Source organism: Amycolatopsis sp. NPDC059657, from assembly GCF_042734395.1.
Classification (GTDB): domain Bacteria; phylum Actinomycetota; class Actinomycetes; order Mycobacteriales; family Pseudonocardiaceae; genus Amycolatopsis.
In genome coordinates this window covers 1-23,356 of record NZ_JBHWEB010000114.1, presented here as the reverse complement: position 1 = coordinate 23,356, position 23,356 = coordinate 1, and the positions used below count along the sequence as shown (strand labels likewise).

Here is a 23,356-nt window from a genome sequence, read left to right as displayed (position 1 = left end):
ACCCATGACTATCGAGATGGATGCTTTCCGGCAGAAGCTGCTGCAGCGTCGGCTTGCCGGAGCGCGCCGCGAAGCGCCGAAGGCCAAGATCCCGAAGGCCGACCGGGCCAAGGACCTGCCGCTTTCGTTCGGGCAGCGCCGGTTGTGGTTCCTCGACCGCGTCGAGCAGAACGCCACCGACAACCTGGTGCCGACCGTGCTGCGGCTGCGTGGCCCGCTCGACGCGGGCACGCTGCACCGCGCGTGGCAGCAGGTCGTGCGGCGGCACGAGATCCTGCGCACGGGGTACCGGCTCGACGGCACCGAGCCGGTGCAGGTGATCGGGGAGGGCGGCGCGGCGTTCGCGTACACCGACCTGTCCGAGCGCCCGCAGGACGCCGACGAACTGGTGGAGCGGCTCGCCGCGACACCGGTCGCGCTCGACTCGCCCGCCCGCTTCCATCTCATCCGCTTGTCGGCCGAGGAACACCTGCTGGTCACCGTCTTTCACCACATCGCCTACGACGGCTGGTCGGAATCGGTGTTCTGGAAGGAACTCGGCGCGTTCTACCAGGAGGCGTCGACCGGCGAGAAGGCGTCACTGCCCGAGCTTCCGATCCAGTACGCGGACTACGCCGCCTGGCAGCGTGCGCGGTTCGACAGCGGCGAGGCCGCGGCTTCGGTCGAGTACTGGACCAAGCGGCTCGCCGGGATCGTGCCGCTGGAGCTGCCGACGGACCGGCCGCGTCCCGCCATCCGCACCTCGGACGGCGGCGCGGTGCGGTTCACCCTGCCCGCCGGGCTGGCCGACTCCGTGCGGCTGCTCGCGGCCGAGCACGAGACCACGCCGTTCGTGGTGCTGCTGACCGCGTTCCAGGTCCTGCTCGGCCGCTACACCGGCCGCGGCGACATCGCGGTCGGCGTGCCGGTCGGCGGCCGTGCGCTGCCCGAGGTGCAGAACCTGATCGGGTTCTTCGTCAACACGCTCGTCATGCGTGCACAGTGGACGGACGGCCAGTCGTTCGCCGCACTGCTGGGCGAAAACCGGTTGGCCGTGCTCGACGGCTTCGACCACCAGGACGTGCCGTTCGAAGAACTGGTCAACAAGCTGGACTCCGGGCGTGACCTGTCCCGCACCCCCTTGGTACAGGTCATGTTCGGTTACCAGAACACCGAATCCGGCGGCTTCGAGCTGCCCGGCCTCACCGCCCAAGCGGTCGAAACCGCTTGGGAGACGGCGAAGTTCGATCTCAACCTCCAGGTCACGGACGCGCCGGACGGTGCGATGGACGCGGTACTGGAGTACTCGAGCGTCCTGTTCGACGTGTCCACTGTGGAGCGGACCGCCGCGCACTTCGAGCGGCTGCTCACCAGCGTCACCGCCGACCCGAAGATCTCGGTCGCGGCTGCCGAGTACGTCACCGACGACGAGCTGCACCGGCTCATCGTCGCCGCCAACGACACCGCCAAGCCCATGACCTGGCCCGCGGTGCACGAGGTGATCGCCGACCGCGCACGGAAGGATCCCGAAGCGGTCGCGATCATCTCCGGCTCCTCGAAGACGACCTTCGGTGAGCTCGACGCCAACGCCAACCGCCTCGCCCGTCATCTTCAATCACTGGGGGTCGGGCCGGAGTCGGTCGTCGGCGTGAAGCTGGAGCGGAGCCCGGAGCTGGTGACCGCGCTGCTCGCCGTGCTCAAGACCGGTGGCGCGTATGTGCCGCTCGACCCGTCGCACCCGGCCGACCGGCTCGCCTACATCCTCGGCGACGCGGGCGCGGACATCGTGATCAACCGCGAGTTCCTGGCGGACATCCCGGAGTACGACTCGTCCGACCTGGATGTGCAGGTCGACCCGGACAACCTCGCGTACATCATCTACACCTCGGGCACGACCGGTAAGCCCAAGGGTGTGCTGATCAACCACAGAGGACTGTCCAACTATCTCTTGTGGACGATCGACACCTACGCGACCGCCGAGGGCGGCACCGCGTTGTTCTCCTCGGTCGCGTTCGACCTGGTGGTGCCGAACCTCTACACCAGCCTGATGCTGGGCCGCCCGGTCAACCTGCTGCCCGACGGCTTCGACCTGGCCGACCTGGGCTCGCTGCTGCTCGCCGCGGGACCGTTGAGCTTCGTCAAGATGGCGCCCGGTCACCTGGAACTGCTGTCCGCCCAGCTCGACGCCGACCAGCGCGCTTCCTTGGCGGGCATGGTCATCGCGGCCGGTGACGCGTTCACGAACACGCTGGCCAACCGCTGGAGCGGCGCGCGGGTCGCGTCCGAGTACGGGCCGACCGAGATCACCATCGGCAACTCGTGCCACGAGGTCGACGGCCCGGTCGAAGCGGACCTCGTCTCGCTCGGCCTGCCGATCCCGAACACCACCGCGTACGTGCTCGACGAGAACATGCGCCCGGTGCCGCAGGGCGTGATCGGCGAGGTGTACGTCGGCGGTGTCGGCGTCGCTCGCGGCTACCGCAACCGGCCCGGCCTGACCGCCGAGAAGTTCGTGCCGGACCCGTTCGCGGAGAACAGCAGGCTTTATCGCACGGGTGACCTCGCGCGGGTGCTGCCCGGTGGCGACTTCGACTTCGTCGGACGGCGGGACACCCAGGTCAAGATCCGGGGCTACCGCATCGAGCGCGGTGAGGTCGAGAACGCCATCGCCGAGCACCCGGCCGTGCAGACCGCGGTCGTCGACGCCAGGACGGATGGTCCCGGCGGGGCGGAGCTGGTCGCGTATGTGCTGGCAGACGGCCCGGTCGGGGATCTCGCCGCGTTCCTGTCGGCGCGGTTGCCGGAGTACATGATCCCGGCCGCTTTCGTGGAACTCGACCAGATTCCGGTCACCAGCAACGGAAAGGTCGACTACCGGGCGCTGCCCGCGCCAGGCCGGCAGTCGCGGACCGCGACCGAGTTCGTCGCGCCTAAGGCGGGCGTCGAGTCCGATGTGGCCGAGATCTGGCAGAAAGTCCTTGGCGCGCCGGTGATCGGTGTGCACGACAGCTTCTTCGAGCTGGGCGGCGACTCGATCCGCGCGGTCGCCTTGGTCGGTGCCTTGCGTGAAGCCGGTTTCGACGTCTCGGTGCGCGATGTGTTCGAGCACCGCACGGTCGCGCGCTTCGTCGCCGCGCTCGGCGAGCGCAGCGCGGACCGGCTCGACGCGCCGCCGGTCAAGCCGTTCGAGCTGCTCAATCCGGTCGACCTGGAGCGACTGCCCGCGGACGTGGTCGACGCGTACCCGCTGTCCCGCGTGCAGGTCGGCATGCTGTTCGAGATGCAGTCGTCCGAAGTGGACGGTAACTACCACAACGTCACCTCGTTCCGGATCCGCGACCCCAAGCCGTTTTCCGCCGAGCTGTTCCAGGCCGCGGTCGATCTGGTGGTCGCGCGGCACGAGATCCTGCGCGTCTCGATGGACCTGACCGGCTACTCCGAGCCGATCCAGATCGTGCACCCGAGCGCGTCGATCAAGGTGGACTCACTCGACTTCTCCTACCTGTCCGACGCGGACCAGGAAACCGCGCTGCGCGAGATGATGGCGGCCGAGCGCAACCACATGTTCGACCTGGCCAAGCCTCCGCTCATCCGCTTCTTCACCAGGGCCTATCAGGGCGGCTGGTGGCTGACCTTCACCGAGTTCCACCCGATCCTCGAGGGCTGGAGCTTCAACACGATGATCATGGAGGTGCTGGACCGCTACGCCGGGCTCCGCGACGGTGTCCCGTACGAGCCGCCCGCGCTGCCGTCGATCCGCTACGCCGACTTCGTCCGGCTGGAGCGCTCCGCGCTGGAGTCCACCGAGGACCGTGACTACTGGCGCTCGATGGTCACGAACCACCCGAAGTTCACGCTGCCGACCGCGTGGGGCGGGTCCGAAAAGGACACGATCCAGCAGACCTACGTCTGGTTCACGGATCTGCAGGACGGGCTGAAGGGACTGGCCAAGCGCGCGGACGTGCCGCTCAAGAGCGTGATGCACGCGGCGCATCTCAAAGTGATGAGCATGCTGACCGGCGAGGAGGCGTTCTCGTCCGGCCTGATCTGCGACACCAGGCCCGAGATCGCCGGCGCGGACAAGGTGTTCGGCCTGTTCATCAACACGGTCCCGTTCCCGTTCAAGCGGGGCGCTCGCACCTGGATGGAACTCGTCCGCCAGGTGTTCGACACCGAAATCGGGATGTGGCCGCACCGCCGCTTCCCGCTCGGCGAGATGCAGCGCGAGTACGCGGGCGGCAAGCGGCTCGCGGACGTCTACTTCAACTACCTCGACTTCCACGTGCTCGACACCGACCTGGTCGATGTCGAGACCAGCATCGACGACAGCCCCAACGAGTTCCCGCTGTCGGTCACCACGCACCCCGGGCTGCTCGCGCTGATCAGCCGCCCGCAGGACGTGACCACCGCCAACCGCGAGCGCCTCGGCAAGATGTACCGCGCGGTGCTGGAGTCGATGGCCGCCGACCCGTTCGGCGACGCGCTCGCCACCTACCTGCCCGAGGGCGAGCAGGAGTTCGTGCTCTCCGCGAACAACCAGACCGCCATGCCGATGCCCGCCACCACCCTGCCTGACCTGTTCGAACAGCAGGTGGCGGCGACTCCGGAGGCCACGGCCGTCGTCGACATCGACGGGTCCCGGTTGACCTACGCCGAACTCGACGCGCGGGCCAACCAGCTCGCCCACGTGCTCGTGGATCACGGTGTCGGGGCGGAGGCGTTCACCGGGGTGTGCCTGACCGGCGGGCTGGACAAGCTCGTCGCGTTGCTCGCGGTGGTCAAGACCGGTGGCGCGTATGTGCCGCTCGACCCGGCGCATCCGGCCGACCGGCGGCGGTTCGTGTTGGACGACACGAAGGCCGGCGTGCTCATCACCGAGGAGGGCCTCTGCGAGGACTTCGGCGGGCTGACCGTACGCGTCGACTACGACGCCGAACGCATCGCCGAGGCACCGCGCACGCCGGTTTCTCGCGCTTTGGAGCCGTCGAACCTCGTGTACGCGCTGTTCACGTCGGGCTCGACGGGGCGGCCGAAGGGTGTGCTGGTCACGCACGAAGGCCTGGTCAACTACCTGCTCTGGGCGAAGGGCGGCTACGGGCTCGAAGGCGCGGACGGCGCGGTCATGCTCGGCTCGATCGCGTTCGACCTGTCGGTCCCGAACTTCTTCCTGCCGCTCATCGGCGGCAAGAGCGTCACCCTGCTGCCGGAGGACCGCAGCATGGAGACCCTCGCGGACCGGCTGTGCGCGCCGGGTGACTTCAGCCTGCTGAAGATCACGCCTGGCCACCTGGACGTACTGCGATCGCTGATCGGGACCGACGGCGCGGTCTCGTCGGTGCGGACCTTCGTGGTCGGCGCGGACGAGGTCAAGCCGGAAACGGTCGCGGCATGGCGCCGGATCGCGCCGGGCGCGCGGATCATCAACGAGTACGGGCCGACCGAGACGGTCGTCGGCTGCTCCGTCCACTGTGTACCGGAGGACTTCGACCAGTCGGTGCCGGTGCCGATCGGCGTGCCCATCGCCAACATGCAGATGTACGTGCTGGACGCCCAGCTGCAGCCGGTTCCGGTCGGCGTGGTCGGTGAGCTGTACATCGGCGGCGTCGGCGTGGCACGCGGCTACCTGGACCGGCCAGGCCTGACCGCCGAGAAGTTCCTGCCGGACCCGTTCAACGGGGAACCGGGCGCGCGGTTCTACCGCACCGGTGACCTCGCCCGCGTCCGGCCGGACGGCGAGCTGGACTTCCTCGGCCGCATCGACAACCAGGTCAAGATCCGGGGCTACCGCATCGAACTGGGCGAGATCGAGGCCGTGCTGCTGACCCACCCGGAGGTCACCGAGGCCGTGGTCGTGGCCCGCGAGGACACCCCCGGCGACAAGCGGCTGGTCGGGTACGTGGTCGGCACGGCGACCGGCCTGCGTGAACACCTCGCCGAGGTGCTGCCCGAGTACATGGTGCCCGCGGTGATCGTGGTGCTCGACGAGCTGCCGCTGACGGCGGCGGGCAAGGTCGACCGTGACCGCCTGCCGGAACCCGAGGTGCTGCGCCCGGAGCTCGCGACGGAGTTCGTCGCGCCGGGCACCGCGACCGAGCGGGCGCTGGCCGCGATCTGGTCGGACGTGCTCGGCGTCGGCAGGGTCGGCCTGCACGACGACTTCCACCAGCTCGGCGGCGACTCGATACTGACCATCCAGATCGTGGCCCGTGCCAAGAAGACCGGGCTGGCGCTGACGCCGCGCCTGGCCGTCCGGCACACCACGATCGCGGCACTCGCCGCGGCCGTGGACGGCGCCAAGCCCGCCAGGAAGGTGGTCGCCGAGGTCCGCACGGACGGCATCCCGCTGACCCCGATCCAGAAGTGGTGGGTCAACGGCGCCGGGCACCTCGACCTCGACCACTACAACCAGTGGGACCTGTTCACCATCAAGGGTTTGCGGCCCGTCGTGCTGGAGCGGGCGCTGCTCGCGGTCGTCGATCACCACGACGCGCTGCGGTTGCGTGTGTCGCTTGTGGACGGTGAGTGGCGGCAGCATGTCGCGCCTCGTGAAGACTCCGTGCTGGTCACAGAGGGATCGCTGGCGGACGCTCGTGCGCTCCACGAGAGCATGAGCCTCGCGAACGGTCCGCTGCTGCGTGCGCTGGTGGCAGGCGAGCAGGTTCTGCTGGCCGTGCATCACTGGTCGGTCGACACGGTGTCGTGGCCCATCATTCGCTCGGACGTCGAGACGGCGTACGAGCAGCTCGCGGCAGGCCGGCCGGTCTCGCTGCCGGAGACGATCTCGTTCGCGCAGTGGGCGGACCGACTGTCCACAGCGGACTTCTCGGCCGAGAAACCTTACTGGTCAGCGATCTCACCGAGCCAGGAGTTCCCGGTCGACCACGAGTCGTCCGCGAATACCGTCGCCGACACGAGCATGGTCACCGTGTCGCTGGACAAGGTGGCCACGGAAGCCTTGCTGCGCAAGGTGCCCACCGTGTACGGCACGCGGATCAACGAGGTGCTCCTCGCCGCGCTCGGCATGGCGCTCACCCGGTGGACCGGCGGCGACCGGCTGCTGGTCGACCTCGAGGGCCACGGCCGCGAGGACCTGCCCGGCGCCGAAGTCGACTTGTCGAGGACGGTCGGCTGGTTCACCACCTGGCACCCGGTCAGCGTCGACCTGCCCGCGTCGCGCCGCCCCGACGACATCATGGGCGCGGCCAAGGAATGGCTGCGGCCGACGCCGAACAACGGCATCGGCTACGGACTGCTCGGCCACGGTGAATCGGGCGCGCAGATCATCTTCAACTACCACGGGCAGCTCAGCGGCTCCGACGAGGCGGGCGAGCTGGACGACCTGACCATCGGCCGGAGCGGGCGCTGCGCCCGGTCGCACCCGCTGGAGATCAGCGCGGCCGTCCAGGACGGGAAGTTGCAGGTCAGCTGGCTGTACTCGCACCGCATGCACGAGGAGTCGACAGTACGGAAGCTCGCCGAGGACTACCTCGCAGATCTCGGAACGCTGATCTCGCACTGTGCGAGCAAGAAGTCCGGGCTCGACAAGGACTTGATCGAGTGTGATGTCCCGGGCGTCAGCATCGCGGTGTTCTCCGAGGGCTCGATCGAAGCCTGGCAGGCAGGCGACGGCCTGACCGCGACGACGGCCTTCCAGTGCGGCTCGGTGAGCAAGCACGTCGCCACGGTGGCCGCGCTGGCTTCGGGACTGGATCTCGACGCGCCGGTCTCGCTGAAGGAATGGCAGCTGCTCGACGAAAACGACCAGCCCGCTTCCGCGACGTTGCGGCAGCTGCTGACGCACACCGCGGGTCTCACCCCGGCTTGGTACGAGGGGTATGACAACTCCGGTTCATGGCCGTCGCTTGTGGACGTCCTCAATGGACAGGGAAATACTCCAGCCGTGCGGGTCGATTCGAGTCAGGTCGGCGCGTTCCGGTACTCCGGCAGCCACTTCTCGGTGGTCCAGCAGGTGCTCACCGAGCTGACCGGCGAGTCGTTCGCGGAGCTGGCCAAGCGGCTGGTGTTCGAACCACTCGGGATGCGGCACAGCAGTTTCGACCCGGCGCATCCGTTCGCCGCCGAGGTGACCGGTGAGTGGCGGGTCGTCCCGGAGGCAGCGGCCGCCGGATTGTGGACGACGCCGAGCGACCTCGCGCGGCTCGCGATGGGACTGCCGACGCTGCTCGGTCCCGCACTGCTCAAGGAAATGCTGACCGATCAGGTCGGCTTCGGCTACGGCCTCGGCACGGTGCTCGACGAGAGCGGCCCGCTGTTCGGGCATGTCGGCGACAACCGTGGCTTCCGCTCGATGTCCATTTCGGACCTGTCCTCCGGCACCGGCCTGGTCGTGATGACCAACGGCGACAACGGCGCCGAAGTGATCGACCGGGTGGCCGTCTCGGTCGCCCGCAGTCACCCCGAGCTGCGCTGGGTGGCGGGTGCCGGGCACTGGATGCGGGCGATCATCGGCGGCTCGCTTACTACGGGAAAGATGTGAGAGCAATGACCTTGTCCTTGGATTCCGGCACCTTCGTGCTCGACGCCAGCGAACAGTCCGAAATGGAGCTGCTGGCCAAGCAGCTCACCACGGTCGCACCCGGCAGGGTCGACGACCTGGAGTGGATCGCCGCGGCCCGCGACTATTCCTGCCACATCCCCGGCCGGCTGCGCGAACACCTCCGGCGCTTCCGCGCCGACCCCGGCCCGCACGGCGTGCTCCACCTGCGCGGCCTGCCGGTCCGCCCCGATGTCCCTACTCCCAACGTTCCCGGCTCCGTCGAACGGAACGCGACGCTGTCCGCCGCCGTGCTGACGCTCTGCATGTTCTCGCTCGGTGAGGTCGTCGCGTTCCGCAACGAGAAGTCCGGCGCGCTGGTGCAGAACGTGGTCCCGGTGCCGGGCCAGGAGACGCACCAGAGCAACGCCGGTTCGATCATGCTGGAGATGCACGTCGAGAACGTGCACCACGAGTACCGCCCCGACTTCGTCTCGCTGCTCTGCCTGCGCAACGACCACGAGGACCAGGCCGGTTTGCAGGTCGCGTCCATCCGGGACGCCTTACCCCTGCTTTCCTTGGTGCACCGGCGAATACTCGGCGAGCCCCGGTTCGAGTCGACGCCGCCGTCGTCCTTCGGCGGCGCGGGCGGCAACCCGGTGCACCCGGCGCTGAGCGGCGCCTTCGACGATCCGGACATCCGCGTGGACTTCTGCAACACGCGGCCGATGGACGAGGCCGCCGCGGCCGCGTTCCTCGCGCTGCGGGGCGCCATCGAGGCGGTCCGCACCAAGATCGTGCTGTCCGCCGGCGATCTCGCGGTCGTCGACAACCGGGTCACCCTGCACGGGCGCACCGCCTTCGTCCCGCGCTATGACGGGCAGGACCGCTGGCTGCAGCGGGCTTTCGTCCATGTCGACCACCGCCGGTCGCGGTTCATCCGCGACGCGGGCGGCAACGTTCTTACCTGAGATTGGGATGGCATGAGCTCATTGCGGATTTCTCCCCAGCGCCTGCTCAACGACCTAGCGGAGCTCGCCACCTTCGGCGGGCGCGACGACGGCGGCGTCGACCGGATCGCGGGCTCGCCCGCCGACCTGGCGTCACGGACCTGGCTGGCCAACCGGATCACCTCGGCAGGCCTGGAATCGTGGACCGACCCGATCGGCAACGTCTTCGGCAAGCAGCGCGGGTCACGCGGCCCGTGGCTGCTCACCGGATCGCACACCGACACCGTGCCCGCCGCCGGCCGTCTCGACGGTGCTTACGGGGCGCTCGCGGCCATCGAGGTGCTGCGGACCCTGCACGAGGCCGGGCATCCGTCGGCGTCGGCGTTGCAGACGGTCGCGTTCTGGGACGAGGAAGGTGTGCTGCCGACGTCCAACGGCGGTCTCGTGGGTTCGACGGCGCTGAGCGTCAGCGAGCACATCAAGGAGATCACCGGCTACGTCGAGCTGCACATCGAGCAGGGGCCCCGGATGGAGGACGCCGGGCTGGAGCTCGCGGTGGTGGACGGCATCGTCGGCGTCGACCGGTATCTGCTGGTCATCCGCGGCGAGGCCAACCACGCGGGCACCACGCCGATGATCAACCGGCACGACGCGGGGCGCGCGGCGTCGAAGATCGCCTCGCATCTGTGGGAGACCGCCGACGAGGTCGACGAGACCATGGTCGTCAACGTCGGCGCGATGGAGTTCCACCCCGGCGTGCCGAACGTGGTGCCCGGCGAGGCGCACCTGACGGTCGAGTTCCGCGCGGCCTCGGAGTTCGCGCTTTTGGCGGCGGGTGACCGTACTTTGGCTTTGACAAGGCGGATCGGCCGCGAGCAGAAGTGCTCCGTCGAGGTGTCACGCCTGTCGCACAAGCCGGTGGTGCGCTTCGACGAGTCCTATGTGGACTTGATACAGCAGGCGTGCTCACGCCAAGGCGTCCCCACCGGCAGGCTGGTGAGTTTCGCCGGCCACGACGCCAGCGTCATCAGCTCCAAGGTGCCGACGGCGATGCTGTTCGTCCCGAGCACCGGCGGCATCAGCCATTCGCCAGCCGAGCACACCGACGACGCGCTGCTGGTCCAAGGCGCGCAAGTGCTGCTGGAAACACTGGTCGAGATCGAGCAGACCCTGCCGAAACCCGTTTACCTGCATTAGGAGTGGTGAGATGCTTCCGAAATATCGGCGGATCGGCGTGTTCTGCGGCGCCAAGCCGAGCAAACCCCAGTACCTGGAACTGGCCGAGGAGTTCGGAACCTGGCTCGGCGCGTCCGGGATGGACCTGGTCTACGGAGGCGGCAGCACGGGGTTGATGGGAGCCGTCGCGTCTTCGGCCCGCGACGCCGGTTCCTACGTGACGGGTGTGGTCCCGCATCACCTGCTCGGGGCGGAGGGCGACCAGCCACAGCAGGTCGAACTGGTCGTGGTCCGCTCGATGCACGAGCGCAAGGCGTTGATGTACCGCCTCTCGGACGCCTTCGTCACGTTGCCCGGCGGGATGGGCACGCTCGACGAGCTGATGGAGATCTCGACCTGGGCCAAGCTCGACCTGCACAGCAAGCCGGTCATCGTCCTGAACGCGGGCGGCTTCTTCGACGGCCTGCTCGGGTTGCTCGACCACGCGGTCCGCGAAGGCATGATGTCGGCCGCGGACCGCGCGTTGGTCCGCGACGTGACCACGATCGACGCCATCGCCGGGCACCTGGAAGCGGCGACTACCTCGGGAGCCCTGGCCGCCACGGGTTAAGGGCTCGTGAGTGGTATGGCCGGTTAGAACCGGCCATACCACTCACGACCCCGCAACGCTCACGAGTCCTTCAGCAGGTCCAGCAAGGGTTGCGGGGCGGCCAGGAACTCGTAGTGCCCGCCCACGAGCGTCACGAACTCGGTCGACGCCGAGTAGTCCTTCCAGCCCTCGAGTTGCGCGGCCGTCACCTCGACGTCGGCCGACCAGTGCAGGACCGTGATCGCACTCGGGATCGAGACCGGCTCGGAGCGCCGGTACACCCGGTTGACCTCAAGATCCTCGTGCAGCACCTCGAGCGCGAGTTCGATCAACGCCGGATGCGGGCTACCGCCACGCAGCACGGCCAGATTCTCCAGCTCCGCCTTGAGTTCCGCGTCGGTCAGATCCAGGAACCGGTCATGCGGACAGTCATGCGGAGCCACTTGAGCCGACACGAAGAGCCGCGAAGGTACAGGCAGTCCAAGCCCGGCCAGCGAGCAAGCCGTCTCGAAGGCGGGCAAGGCACCCGCGCAGTGCCCGAAGAACACGAACGGCACATCCAGGTACGGCTCCAAGTACTCGGCGACCGCGGACGCGAACGACGCGTAGTCCCCGAAATGCGGTTCACGGGACCGGTTTTCCCGCCCCGGCGGCTGGATCAGGCAGACGTCGACGTCACCCATGGCACGCGGCCAGCGCGAGAACATCGACGCGCCCATGCCCGAGTACGGGAAGCAGAAGACACGCGCCGAAGCGTCGACGGAGGGTTTGCGCAGCAGCCAACGTCCGGTCATCCCACACTCCCGCTCAATGCCATGGTCGATTCGTAGGCGTAGATCACGGCCTGCACGCGGTCGCGGAGGCCGAGCTTCCTGAAGATGTCCTGCACATGTGACTTGACCGTCGAGCTGGCGACGGTCAGCGCGGCCGCGATCTCGGCGTTCGACATGCCGCGGGCGATCAGGAGGAAGACCTCGCGCTCGCGTTTGGTCAGCTGGGCGCTCGCCTGCGCGTGCGCGCCGAGCTGCGGCAGGGTGAGGGCCAGCCGCTCCGCCAGCGCGCGCTCGATCGGCAGATACCCGGCCGCGACCATGCGGACGGCGGCGACCAGTTCGGCCGCGGCGGTGCGGCGGCGGATGATCGCGCAGCCGCCGAGGCGAAGCACGTCGAGGTCGAGCTGCGCGGTGTCCGCGCCGAGGAGCAGCACCACCGGGATCGGGCCTGACCGGCCGCTCGCGCTCAGTTCCTTCACGGTCTCGACGACGTTGTCCTTGAGCGAGCCGATGTCGATCACGAACATCGACGGCGCGAGCCGCGCACCCAGCGCGCACGCCTCCCGCAGCGTGCCCGCTTCCCCCACGATCCGGAACGTCGGCTCGCTCCCGAGGATCGCGCCGATGCCACCGCGGACGAACGAGTCGTCCGCGACCAGCACTATGCGAGTTTCCGTCATCTCGTACTCCCCAAGGGTTCGGCTGATGACAGAGTGGCAAGTTCGGAGTTGCGGCACATCGGGGTGCGCACCCTACATTTGCCACCAGGCGAAACGGGCACTTCGGACCACACGCCGTGTTCGCTCAGGCACGCGGAGGTCACTTTCCCCCATGTCCGCGCCCCCATCCCCACCCCCAGGCGCCGCCGCGCGCAAAACATGGGGGACTCACCCCCATGTGACCGGCGTCTCCCGATGGCAGTCTCTAGCCCGTGAGTTCAACTTGGTGGGCCAACGGCCTGGCGGCGCATGAGCCGGCCGATCGACGCCCCGGCTGGGCGGCCTTCGCCGAAGGTCCGTTCGACGTGTCGCCCCGGCCCGTGCCCGCGGACTGGCGCGCCGCCTTCGCCTCCGTGTTCCGTCCCCTCATCGACGCGGCCTGCCGCCCGATCGAGACCGCGGCCGTCACCGGAGTCGACCTCGAAGCCGTCAGCCGCTGCCTGGCCGAGCAGCTCAGCCTGCGCGTTTGCTCGTTCGCGGCGCGCACGCTGGTCTTCGAACTCAACAAGGCCCGCGCGAGAGGCAAGCTGACCGGCGAGACCGCCGAGGACCGCTTCCGCGACTTCGTGCGCCAGGCGGGGGAGAACCTGCCGCAACTGTTCACCGCGTACCCGGTGCTCGGACGCCTGGTCAGCCAGGCCTGCCTGCACGCTTCCGAGGCCTACCTCGAGCTCCTGCGCCGCTTCGCGGATGACCGCGAGGCGCTCGAAGGCACCGTCGTCGACGAACTCGGCACGCTTGTCAAGGTCTCTGGCGGCGGAGACCCGCACCAGCGTGGCCGGACTGTGAAGCTGCTCGAGTTCTCCAGTGGTCAGCAGGTCATCTACAAGCCTCGCCCGCTTGAGCTGCACACACGCTTCGCGGAGGTTGTCCGCTGGCTTAACAAGCGCATCCCCGGTCTGGAGCTCGAAGCAGTCGACGCGCTGGTCCGTCCGGGCTACGGGTGGCTGCGGTTCGTCGAGCACCAGCCGTGTGCCGACCTGACCGAGGTCGACCGCTTCTACCGCCGCGAAGGCATCCTGCTCGCGCTGCTCTACGCCATCGACGGCGCCGACGTGCACTTCGAGAACCTGATCGCCCGCGGCGCCCAGCCGGTGCTGATCGACATCGAAACCCTCTTCCACCCGGCGCTTCCGGTCACCGGGGAGGCCGTCGACCCGGCGGCGGGCGCGGTGTCGCGCTCGGTGCTGCGCACCTGCCTGCTGCCACAGATGTTCGTCGGCGAGCACGGCGCGGTCGACATCTCGGGGCTCGGCGGCGGCAAGGGCGGCACCTTCCCGACCGATCACGTCGAGTGGCTAGACGCGGGCACCGACCGGATGCGGATCACCCGCGCGCCGGGTGAGTTCGCCGCCTCGCTCAACCGGCCGACTCTCGATGACCGGGACATCGAACCGGCCGAGCACGGCGCCGCGCTGCTGGCGGGCTTCAGGATCGGGTACGACGCCATCGAAAGCGGCGCGGCCGAGCTGCGTGATCTGCTCGGCCAGTGCGCCGATGACGTCATCCGCGTCCTCGCGCGCCCCACCAACTTCTACGCCAGGCTCCTCGACGAGACCACGCACCCCGACCTGCTGCGTGACGCCGCCGCCCGTGACCGCGCGTTCGCGCTGGTCTGGGACGACTCGATCGGCGACGCCACGCGGAAGCGGCTGGCGCCCAGCGAGATCGCGGACCTGTGGGACGGCGACGTCCCGATGTTCACCGCGAAGCCCGGCGCGCGGCACCTGTGGGATTCGGCAGGGCGGAGGCTCGACGACCTGCTCGACGACGCCCCGCTGGCCGTCGTCGGCGGCAAGCTCGCTTCGCTGAACACCGTCGACCGGCGTGATCAGGAGTGGCTGATCTCGGCGGCGCTGGCGACCAGGCCGACCGGAATCGTCCACCACAGCAGCGAAACCATGCCGGAGACCGGCCTGTCCGCGTCCCCGGAACCCGGCAGGCTGCTCGCCGCCGCGTGCGGGGTCGCCGACCAGATCGTCGCGCGGGCGTTCTCCGACGAGCAGCGCACGAACTGGCTCGGGCTGGAGCTCGTCGACGAGCTGTACTGGACCGTGCTGCCGATGGGCGCGAGCCTCGGCGAGGGGTACACCGGCGTCGCGTTGTTCCTCGCGCAGCTCGCCGAACTGACCGGCCTCGGCACCTACCACGAACTCGCTTCCCGTGCGCTCGCCCCGATTCCTGGGTTGCTCGGCAAGCTCGAAGCCGATCCCGAACTCGCCGAAGCCGCCGGCTGCGGCGGACTGCTCGGACTGGGCGGTGTCGCGTACGCGTTGGCACGACTGGCAAAGCTGCTGGACGACCCGTCGCTGCTCGGCCTGACCGAGCGCACTGTCGCGGTCATGCCCGCCGCGCGCGCCGACCTGCCGCCCCAGTTCACCACCGGGCTCGCCGGCGGGGTCGCGGCGATGTCGGCCGTGCACTCGTATACCGGGCTCGACGCGGCGGGAAACCTCGCCAGCGAGTACGCCGCCGCGCTGAAGCAGGCGGAAACCGTTGAAAATACTGGGTTTGCGCGTGGCGCGGCAGGTATCCAGTGGGCCTTGGGCGCCTCTTTTACTACGGGCGTGGCGGGAGACCGAGTTCACTCGGTCACCGGCCACGGCTGGTGCTCCGGGCTCGCGGGCTTGGCTCTCGCGGACCCGGGCGACCTCGTTCCGGTACTGGCGGGCCAGGCGCCGTTGCGCGATCTGAGCCTGTGCCATGGGGAATTCGGCATCGTGGACGTACTGTCCGTGCTCGCCGAACGTGGTCACCCAGGTGCCGCCGCCGCTGTCAACCGCAGAGCGGGTCGTCTTGTCTCGGCCATCGAGCAGAACGGCGCGCGCTGCGGGACCCCGGGCGCCGTCTCCTCACCCGGTCTGCTCACCGGACTCGCCGGCATCGGCTACGGCCTGCTGCGGCTCGGTTTCGCCGACCGTGTCCCATCCGTACTTACCTTGCACTAACACAAAAGAGGGAGAAATATCAATGTTCGAGAACGACCTGCACGCGGCCGCCAACTCCGTCGGCGACATCGAGCTGCCCATCGCCTCCCGGGTCGGTGCCCGCAACCACGCGCTGGCAGGCTCGAAGCCGCGACTGAGCGCGAACACGATGGCCACCTTCGACGACCCGTCGGTCGTCAGCTCCATTCTTTTCTGAGACAGGGCCCGCAGACGGTGCCGCGATCGCCCGGACGTCGCATATAGTCGCAAAAATGGGCATCCGTTCGCCACGCGTGATCGGCCGGGACAGCGAACTCGGCGAGCTCTGGCGAGCGACCGACGAGGCACGTGCCACGCGGGGTGGCGCGGTGTTCCTCGTCGGCGAAGGCGGGATCGGGAAGTCCCGGCTGGCCGCGGAAGCGGTCAGCCGGGCGGTCGCCGCCGACATGCCGGTGCTGCGCGGCCGTGCCAGTTCGATCGGCCCGATGGTCCCGTTCCGGCCGCTGGCCGAGGCCCTGTTGTCGCACTTCCGCGGTGGGCGGCCGCCGGACGTACCCGAACTCGACGCCTACATCCCGGTGCTGGCGCAGCTCGTCCCCGACTGGATCAGGGGCGAACGGCCGGGCGCCTCGCTGGTGGTGCTGGCCGAAGCGGTGTTCCGGCTGCTGTCGGTCACCGGCCGCGAGCGTGGCTGCCTGATCGTGCTCGACGATCTGCAGGACGCCGACGCGGAGACCTTGTTCATCCTCGAGTACTTAGTGGACAATCTCGCGTCCACCGGCGCGTTGCTCGTCGGCACTCTGCGCAACGAGCCTTGTGAGGCACTGAGATTGGCCCGTTCGGCCGAACAGCGCCGAACCTGCACCATGCTCGAACTCAGCAGGCTCGATCGCGGGGACATCCGACGATTGGCAAGCGCCTGCCTGGAGGTCGAGCCGGGCCAGGTGCCCGCGGCCGCGGCGGAGCTGTTGTGGCGCAACAGCGCCGGAATCCCTTTCGTGGTCGAGGAACTGCTGCACGGCATGCTCAACGACGGCCTGCTCGTCGAGGGGCGTGACGGCTGGCAGGTCGTCGGCGAACTGCGCGCGCGGGTGCCCGCCGCGCTGGTGAACAGCATCGCCGCGCGGATGGACCAGCTGGGCCCGGAAGGGGAGACGCTGCTCGCGGTCGCCGCGATCGTCGGCGGGCGGTTCCCGCTGTCGGTGGTGCAGGCGGTGACCGGAATGGACGATCGCACCCTGCACAATCACCTGAGCGCCGGTGTCGCGGCGCAGCTCGTCACGACCGACGAGACCACTTTGGGCTGGTACGCGTTCCGGCATCCGCTGACCGCGGAAGCGTTGCTGGCCCGGCTTTCCCCGGCCAGCAAGGCGAATCTGGCGCAGCGCGCGGCGGACGCCGTCGAATCCCAGTACCCGGGCCTGCCGGGTGAACTCTGCGTGCTGGTCGCCTCGCTGCGGCTGACCGCGCACCAGGAGCACGCGGCCGGGCGGCTGTTCGCCGACGCCGGGCGCCGCGCGCTGGAGACCGGCGCGGCGGATTCGGCCGTGACGCTGCTGACCAAGGCGCGTGAGCTGCTGGCGAGCGCGCCGCCGACCGACCGCGCGGACGTGCTGGAGTCGTTGCTGCACGCGCTCGGCCAGGTCGGGCAGTTCGACCGAGCGGTGCAGCTCTCGCCCAGTTTCGTCGAGATCGGCATGCTCGAACGGGCAGCGCGCCTGCACACCCAACTGGCCTGGGTCGCTTACATGGCGGGCAGGCACAACGACTGCATGAACCAGATCGAGGCCGCGCGCGCACCGCTGGGCGCGCAGATGTCCGAGGCGCAGCAGGCCGCGATCGACGCGGTGGAGGCCAATTTCTGGCTCGACGTGCCTGGTCCGGACCACACCAGGCGTGCCGAGCAGCTGGCCAGGCAGGCGTGGAGCTACGCCGAGCGCGCGAACTCGCCGATCGTGGCCTGCCAGGCGTTGCAGGCGCTCGGCATGGTCGCGCTCGAACGCGACCTCGACGAGGCCGAGCAGTATTTCCAGCGTGCCAGGCGGATCGCCGAGGACAACCAGCTGCATCACTGGCGCACCCAGGTGCTGGTGCGGCTCGGCGGGCATCAGGTGCTGGCCAACGGGGACGAACGCACGCTCGACCTGGCACGCGCGGAGGCGCAGCGCACCGGTGCGATCCCGTTGACCTGCGCGGTCGACTCGGTCCGCATCCTGCACACGATCATGCGCGGCGAGTTCCCGCGCGCGCTGGAACTGCTCGACCAGAACATGGCCGTGCTGGCGCGCCTGCAGCTCACGGCGTTGTCGCAGTACGCGCAGATGACCCGCGCGATGGCCGCGGCGCATCAGGGCAACCGGCACGGCATGGAGGTCGCGCTCGAGGACTTCCACCGCGCCGGCGGCGAGTCGGCGCAGGAGATGGTGCTGTGCATCGGGCTGGCGCGGGTGTTCTGCTCGCTGCTGGAGGAGAACGCCGACCGCGCCGTCCGCGAGTTGACCCAGGTCGTCGAGCTGGAGGCGGCGAACCCGAGCCGGTTCCACTTGTCAGGTCAGCACGGGCTGCGCGTGCTGATGGAGGTGCTCGCGGACGACTCGGGCGCGAGTGGGCACCGGTTCGTGACTTCGGCGGTGAGCCGGATGCGCTGGAACCGGCAGTTCGTGGGGCTGGCGCAGGCGGTGCTGCTCGGGCGGCAGGGGCACGCCGAGCAGGCGAACAAGGCGGCCGCGGCCGCGATGGAGGCGTCGGCGTTGTATCCGATGGCCCGGCATCTCGGACTGCGGCTGGTCGCGGAATCGGCGGCGGCCGACGGCTGGGGCGACCCGGTGACCTGGCTCAAGGAGGCCGAGGAGTACTTCCACCAGGTGTCCATCCCGGCGGTCGGCAGCGCGTGCCGCGGCCTGCTGCGCAAGATCGGCGCACCCGTCCAGCAGCGGCGCACCGGGCTGGAGAAGGTGCCCGGCAAGCTACGCGCGGCGGGCGTGACCGTCCGCGAATACGAGGTCTTGCAGCTCTTGGCGGACCGCATGGGCAACAAGGACATCGCGCAGCGTCTGCACATCTCGCCCCGCACGGTCGAAAAGCATGTCGCCAGCCTCATGGCCAAGTCGAACCAGCAAGACCGAGCCGCCCTCTCCGAATTCGCGAAACACGAGTCGTGAGTGGTACGGCCGGTTCTAACCGGCCATACCACTCACGACCCTTTTGACACGCTGGCGCCGTCGAGGAGTGCCGCGAGGCCGAATTCGAAGGTTTTCCTCAATTCCGTCTCCCAGAAGGTCTCCGGTTCTTCCAGGCTGACGGGATCGCGTTCCGTTTCGAGACGGCTCACGTGCGGGAACCGGTCCGCGAAGTCGGGCGCGACCTCGTGCAGCAGCGACGACCGCGCGATCCACCAGTCCTCGTCGGTCACCCCGGTCGCCTTCGCGGCCTCCCGCGCCTCCGCGACCGATTGCGCGCCACCGCGCACATGCTGCGTCAGCGCACCGGCGAGCCGCCGGACTTCGGGCGAGGAGAGGCCGCTGCGGTAGAGGACGCTCAGCAGCGTTTCGAGGCTGACGTAACCGTTCGGCCCGAGCACCGGCCGGGCCTGCGAAACCTGGAGCATCCAGGGATGGCGCAGGTAGAACGCCCACTGGTCGTCGGCCCACGCGAGCACCGCCGTCCGCCACTCGCCGTCGTAGTGTGCCGGGAGTTCGGCCAGCGCGGTGTCGTACATGAGGTCGATGAGCTCGCCCTTGTTCGGCACGTAGGTGTAGAGCGCCATCGCCGTCCGCCCGAGCCGGTCGCCGACCGCGCGCATCGACAGCCCGGTCATGCCCTCGGCGTCGGCGACGGCGATCCCGGCCGCCACGATCGCCTCGACGCTCAAGCCCGGTTTCGGACCGGGACGGCTCGCCGGTTCGGTGGTGCGCCACAGCAAGGCCATCGAATGACCGGCATCGCCCTGACCCGCGAAGACGACCAAGATTGCATCTCCTTACGCTGTAAAGTAACCTCGTCGAGTAACTCTTTACGGCATAAAGTATCAGGGGTGAGCTCATGGCGGAATCGTTGGCCGGACTGCTGGACGTCGTCGAGGTGCGGCGGCTGACACCCCGGATGACCAGGGTGACGTTCACCGGTGACGGCCTGCGTGACTTCCCGGCCTGGCCGGATCAGCAGCTCAAGCTCTGTTTTCCCCGGCCGGGCCAGTCCAAGCCGACGCTCCCGGCCGAGGACGCGACCGACGTGATGCGCTGGTATCAGGCGTTCATGGCCATCCCGGAGGAGGAACGGCCGTGGATGCGCAGCTTCACCGTCCGGCGTTCCGACCCGGTCGCGGGGACCATCGACGTCGACTTCGTGCTGCACGGCGACTCCGGCCCGGCCTCGCTCTGGGCCATGTCCGCCGAACCTGGTGACACCCTCGGCCGCTACGGCCCGTCGGCCCTCTACGCCAAGCCGCTCGGCGAGGCCGATCGCTACCTGTTCGCCGCCGACGAGACCGGCCTCCCGGCCATCGGGACCCTGCTGGAGTCACTGCCCGAGGGCGCGCACGCGGACGTGTTCATCGAGGTCGCCGACGCGCTCGAGGAGCAGCAGCTCACCGCCGACGTCCACTGGCTGCACCGTGGCGACGTTCCAGCCGGGCAGAGCACGCTGCTCGTCGACGCGGTGCGCGACGCCGAACTACCCGGGATCGCTTGGCTGGCAGGCGAAGCCGGGATCGTGCGTACCCTGCGCCGGGACCTGGTCGCGCGGGGCGTCGCCAAGAAGTCGATCGAGTTCGCCGGGTACTGGCGGCTCAAGCTGACCCAGGACGACGCCCCGACACCCGAAGACCTGGCCGAGGCGCAGGAACGCGTCAGCGGCTGACGAATGGGTGACGTGCTCTGGGCTGCCTTGGTGAGGGCCTCCCTCACCAAGTTCGGCGTTGTGAAGGGAGCCTTCACCAAGCTATGCGTGGTGAACTAGGCCCTCATCTGCTCTGGCCGCGTCGCGAACCTAGCTTTGCTAGGCCGGCGGCTGGGCGAGCCGAGGGGGAGCGAAAGGAGGAATCTGGCCGCTCAACGTCCAGATTCCTCCTTTCGCGAAGAGTGACTCACCTGAAGCGCCAGGCCCTCAACCGGCAGCCCAGAAGATCGCGCGGGCGACCTGGGCGTACAGGCCCTTCGTGTGGTCACGGAACATCGGCTCGGTGCCGAACAACACCACCTTGCCGCCGAGCGCCGACGTTCCCGAGACGACCGCCGCCTGGCCGGCGGCCTGCGGCTGGCCGCCGCTGCCGTTGTCCCGTGGCCGCCAATGCCCCGCGACCAGCGGCTTGCCGTCCGCGTAGCGCTGGTCGGCGTTCACCCCCGGTCCGAGGTCGGTGAACCAGAACGGGCCGTAGACGAACGACGTGGTCAGCGCGCCGGTGCCGACGGGCCCGCCGCCGTTGACCACGGAGACGACGCCGTTGCCGTCCTCCCAGCCCGCGACCGGACGTGCCGCGAGCAGGCCCGCGTCGGTGTTGAACTTCGCGCCGGTCGCGCCGCGCGTGATCACGCCGCCGCGTGCCAGGAACGCCTTCAGTGAGTCCTTCGCCGCCGGGGTGAGCTGGTCGTAGCGCAGCCCGGAAGACACGAACAGCAGATCGACGCGGGAGAAGTCGAACCCGGCGTTGAGCACGGCCGTCGACACCGGCCGGACGTCGAAGCCCATGTCCCGCAACACTTTCAGCTCATCCGGGCCGACGGCCGCGGCGAGCGTCTTGCGCGTGAGCGGCGTCGCCGTGCCGTCGGCCTCGGTGAACCGGACGCCGTAGCGGTCGGCCACCTCGGCCGCCGCCGGGCGGGCGCTCGCCGGTACCACGATCGTGCCGTCGGCCGTGCGCTTGAGCGGGATCCCGCGGTTCAGCAAATCGTTGGCAGCGCTGGCTTCCTTGCTGTCGTTGAGCTTGAGAGCCAGATCGCGGCCGGGAGCCGCGCCGACGCCGCCGGTGGGAGAAGCCGCGTTGATCTCGTGTGCGCGGACGTCGAGCCCGCTGTCTTTGACGATGTCGACCGAAGCGCCCCACAGGAGGCGGTGGCTCCACCCGGAAATGTCGTACATCACGGGTACCTTGGCCGAGATGTCGCTACCGGCTTCGAGCATGACGTTCGCCAGCCCGCGTTTGGGCTGGTGCATGTCGACCAGGTACGAACCGGCCGGGTAGCGGCGGCCCGCGAGTGTGAACGGCCGGTCGGCCTGTTTCACGCGCACATCGTTGACGAGGAGGTGATCCACGAGCCGCGCGGCGGCTGTCGCCGAGCGCTGGTCCGCGCCTGCAGGTATGACGTACGCCCTCGGGAATTCCGTGCGGTAGCGGTCTTCCGGGCCGAAGCCGGGCACGAAACCGTCCGGGATCTCCCGCTGTGGCTCACCCGCGGTGCCACGCCGGAAGATCTCGATCTGATTCGAGATCAGCTCGCCCCGGTGCTGGTCCACGTACCCGATCGTGGTGCCGATCGTCGCCTCGACCACATCGGTGTTGATCCTCGCGCGCCGCTGCAGCTCGGCGGCCGGAGTGGTCTCGTACTCGCTGTTGACGTCCATCGGGATTTCGATGGTGTACGAGATCGCGCCGTGGTACATCGAGTACTGCGCGGTGTAGATCGGCGCCCAGCCGTCCCAGACGCCCTCGGGATAGTCGCGGAACGGGATCTCCGGCTTGGCGGTTTCGGGGTGCCCCAGTGCCTTGACCGCCTGTTCCATGCCGAGCCCGTTGGCGTAGCTGTGCTTGATGTAGAGGTCGAAGTCGTAGTTCTGGCCGTGTGGCGGAGTGGTCGGCTCGATCAGCGTGTTGGTGACGTAGCCGTGCTCGTCGAGCATCATCAGCGGCTGCGTGGTCTCGACGATCCGCCGCATCGCCCTCGCCTCGGGCTGCGAGCCGGTGGCGAAGTCGCGGTTGAGGTCGAACCCGCTCGCGTTCTGCCGGACACCGGCGACCCTGCCGTCCGGGTTCGCGGTGACGTTGAAGTAGAACCGGTTGCGCCGCAACAATTCCCGCGTGGTCGTGTCGTTCGAGGTGGCCAGCCGCTCGATCACGCGCAGCGCGCCGTCGGTGCCTTCCCACTCGTTGCCGTGGATGTTGTTGTTGATCCAGACCGGCGTCTTGTAGCCGAACTTCAGGAACGGGTCACGCGCAGCGCGCACCGGGTCGTTCTCGATCTCCGCGCGCCAGCGGTCCTGCAGCCGGGTTTCGGCAGGGCTTTCCGGCGCGGTGAGCGTGACCAGGTACAGGTCGCGGCCGAGCCCCGACTGCCCGGCGATCTCGACCGAGACCCGGTTGCTCTTGGCCTGCAAGGCATTGAGCTTGGGTGCGAGCGAGTGATACGGCGCGAGCCCGAGCTTGATCGACTTGTCGGCCGGGTTCTCCGGGTACGTCCGGAGCCGGGTCTTGCGCGGATACCCCGCGTGGTCACCTGGCTGGTTTTCGCCACTCGCCGCGACGAGCGCGCCGAACGGTGTGTCGGTGGCCGGGATTTCGTTGCGGTCAGGACCATTGGCCGGTTCATGTGGCGGAAGGTGATCGGGTGGTGCCGCTTGCGCGGGCGCGGCGACCGTGGTGAAGGCCAGCAGCAGGGCCAAGAACGCGGTACGGGCAGAACGCGACAAGAGCCACCTCCAGCGAAAGTCCGGCCAGTCTTTCGCCTCGCCGACAGCCCGCGCAAGACCGTTTCGCGAAGATCCGACGATCGGCGGGTACCTCGGGGTCGTGAGTGGTACGGCCGGTTAGAACCGTGA

12 protein-coding genes are annotated in these 23,356 nt (G+C 69.0%); 8 read left to right on the top strand and 4 right to left on the bottom strand.

The window, feature by feature from the left end; translation table 11 throughout:
* The first annotated feature begins 4 nt into the window (after positions 1-4).
* From ACFV15_RS38740 to ACFV15_RS38725, 4 genes are read left to right on the top strand one after another with little or no spacing between them, the layout of a single operon-like run.
* On the top strand, positions 5-8,476 hold the full coding sequence (locus ACFV15_RS38740) for an amino acid adenylation domain-containing protein (protein ID WP_378357202.1): 8,472 nt from the start codon (positions 5-7) through the stop codon (positions 8,474-8,476).
* Positions 8,477-8,481: 5 nt separating this feature from the next.
* Positions 8,482-9,444 carry a TauD/TfdA family dioxygenase gene (locus tag ACFV15_RS38735; protein WP_378357200.1) on the top strand — a complete coding sequence of 321 codons (963 nt, stop codon included), beginning with the start codon at positions 8,482-8,484 and terminating at the stop codon, positions 9,442-9,444.
* 12 nt (positions 9,445-9,456) lie between these two features.
* Positions 9,457-10,620, top strand: coding sequence for a Zn-dependent hydrolase (locus ACFV15_RS38730; RefSeq protein WP_378357198.1), 1,164 nt, complete (start codon positions 9,457-9,459; stop codon positions 10,618-10,620).
* 10 nt (positions 10,621-10,630) lie between these two features.
* On the top strand, positions 10,631-11,209 hold the full coding sequence (locus ACFV15_RS38725; RefSeq protein ID WP_378357196.1) for a TIGR00730 family Rossman fold protein: 579 nt from the start codon (positions 10,631-10,633) through the stop codon (positions 11,207-11,209).
* 59 nt (positions 11,210-11,268) lie between these two features.
* On the opposite strand, the gene ACFV15_RS38720 is transcribed toward ACFV15_RS38725, so the two are convergent.
* Together ACFV15_RS38720 and ACFV15_RS38715 are read right to left on the bottom strand one after the other, a co-directional pair.
* Positions 11,269-11,982: a thioesterase II family protein gene (locus ACFV15_RS38720; protein WP_378357194.1), complete on the bottom strand. Its 714-nt coding sequence runs from the start codon at positions 11,980-11,982 to the stop codon at positions 11,269-11,271.
* Positions 11,979-12,641: a LuxR C-terminal-related transcriptional regulator gene (locus tag ACFV15_RS38715; protein WP_378357192.1), complete on the bottom strand. Its 663-nt coding sequence runs from the start codon at positions 12,639-12,641 to the stop codon at positions 11,979-11,981. Before ACFV15_RS38715 ends, ACFV15_RS38720 begins: the two co-directional genes overlap by 4 nt.
* Positions 12,642-12,892: 251 nt before the next feature.
* Here ACFV15_RS38715 and ACFV15_RS38710 point away from each other — a divergent pair, with 251 nt between their 5' ends.
* The 3 genes from ACFV15_RS38710 to ACFV15_RS38700 are packed head-to-tail and all read left to right on the top strand — an operon-like array spanning position 12,893 to position 18,768.
* Positions 12,893-15,628, top strand: a complete 2,736-nt coding sequence (locus ACFV15_RS38710; RefSeq protein ID WP_378357191.1) for a type 2 lanthipeptide synthetase LanM family protein — start codon at positions 12,893-12,895, stop codon at positions 15,626-15,628.
* A gap of 22 nt (positions 15,629-15,650) precedes the next feature.
* Positions 15,651-15,824: a hypothetical protein gene (locus ACFV15_RS38705; protein WP_378357190.1), complete on the top strand. Its 174-nt coding sequence runs from the start codon at positions 15,651-15,653 to the stop codon at positions 15,822-15,824.
* 55 nt (positions 15,825-15,879) lie between these two features.
* The gene (locus ACFV15_RS38700) at positions 15,880-18,768 is read left to right on the top strand and encodes an AAA family ATPase (protein ID WP_378357189.1); all 2,889 of its coding nucleotides are present in this window, start codon (positions 15,880-15,882) and stop codon (positions 18,766-18,768) included.
* Positions 18,769-18,800: 32 nt separating this feature from the next.
* On the opposite strand, the gene ACFV15_RS38695 is transcribed toward ACFV15_RS38700, so the two are convergent.
* Positions 18,801-19,574 (bottom strand): TetR/AcrR family transcriptional regulator, encoded by a 774-nt coding sequence (locus ACFV15_RS38695; RefSeq protein WP_378357188.1) that lies wholly within the window; start codon positions 19,572-19,574, stop codon positions 18,801-18,803.
* 74 nt (positions 19,575-19,648) lie between these two features.
* On the opposite strand from ACFV15_RS38695, the gene ACFV15_RS38690 reads away from it, so the two are divergent.
* On the top strand, positions 19,649-20,464 hold the full coding sequence (locus ACFV15_RS38690) for a siderophore-interacting protein (protein WP_378357187.1): 816 nt from the start codon (positions 19,649-19,651) through the stop codon (positions 20,462-20,464).
* Between the two features lie 246 nt (positions 20,465-20,710).
* Here the strand turns inward: ACFV15_RS38690 and ACFV15_RS38685 are convergent, their stop codons facing one another.
* Positions 20,711-23,227: a M14 family zinc carboxypeptidase gene (locus ACFV15_RS38685; RefSeq protein WP_378357185.1), complete on the bottom strand. Its 2,517-nt coding sequence runs from the start codon at positions 23,225-23,227 to the stop codon at positions 20,711-20,713.
* Between the last annotated feature and the right edge of the window lie 129 nt (positions 23,228-23,356).

What these genes read in the sequence shown, in the direction of transcription:
- ACFV15_RS38735 (WP_378357200.1), top strand. Translation starts at nt 8,482, where the DNA reads ATGACCTTGTCCTTGGATTCCGGCACCTTCGTGCTCGACGCCAGCGAA.
- ACFV15_RS38740 (WP_378357202.1), top strand. Translation starts at nt 5, where the DNA reads ATGACTATCGAGATGGATGCTTTCCGGCAGAAGCTGCTGCAGCGTCGG.
- ACFV15_RS38700 (WP_378357189.1), top strand. Translation starts at nt 15,880, where the DNA reads ATGGGCATCCGTTCGCCACGCGTGATCGGCCGGGACAGCGAACTCGGC.
- ACFV15_RS38725 (WP_378357196.1), top strand. Translation starts at nt 10,631, where the DNA reads ATGCTTCCGAAATATCGGCGGATCGGCGTGTTCTGCGGCGCCAAGCCG.
- ACFV15_RS38730 (WP_378357198.1), top strand. Translation starts at nt 9,457, where the DNA reads ATGAGCTCATTGCGGATTTCTCCCCAGCGCCTGCTCAACGACCTAGCG.
- ACFV15_RS38715 (WP_378357192.1), bottom strand. Translation starts at nt 12,641, where the DNA reads ATGACGGAAACTCGCATAGTGCTGGTCGCGGACGACTCGTTCGTCCGC.
- ACFV15_RS38705 (WP_378357190.1), top strand. Translation starts at nt 15,651, where the DNA reads ATGTTCGAGAACGACCTGCACGCGGCCGCCAACTCCGTCGGCGACATC.
- ACFV15_RS38690 (WP_378357187.1), top strand. Translation starts at nt 19,649, where the DNA reads ATGGCGGAATCGTTGGCCGGACTGCTGGACGTCGTCGAGGTGCGGCGG.
- ACFV15_RS38720 (WP_378357194.1), bottom strand. Translation starts at nt 11,982, where the DNA reads ATGACCGGACGTTGGCTGCTGCGCAAACCCTCCGTCGACGCTTCGGCG.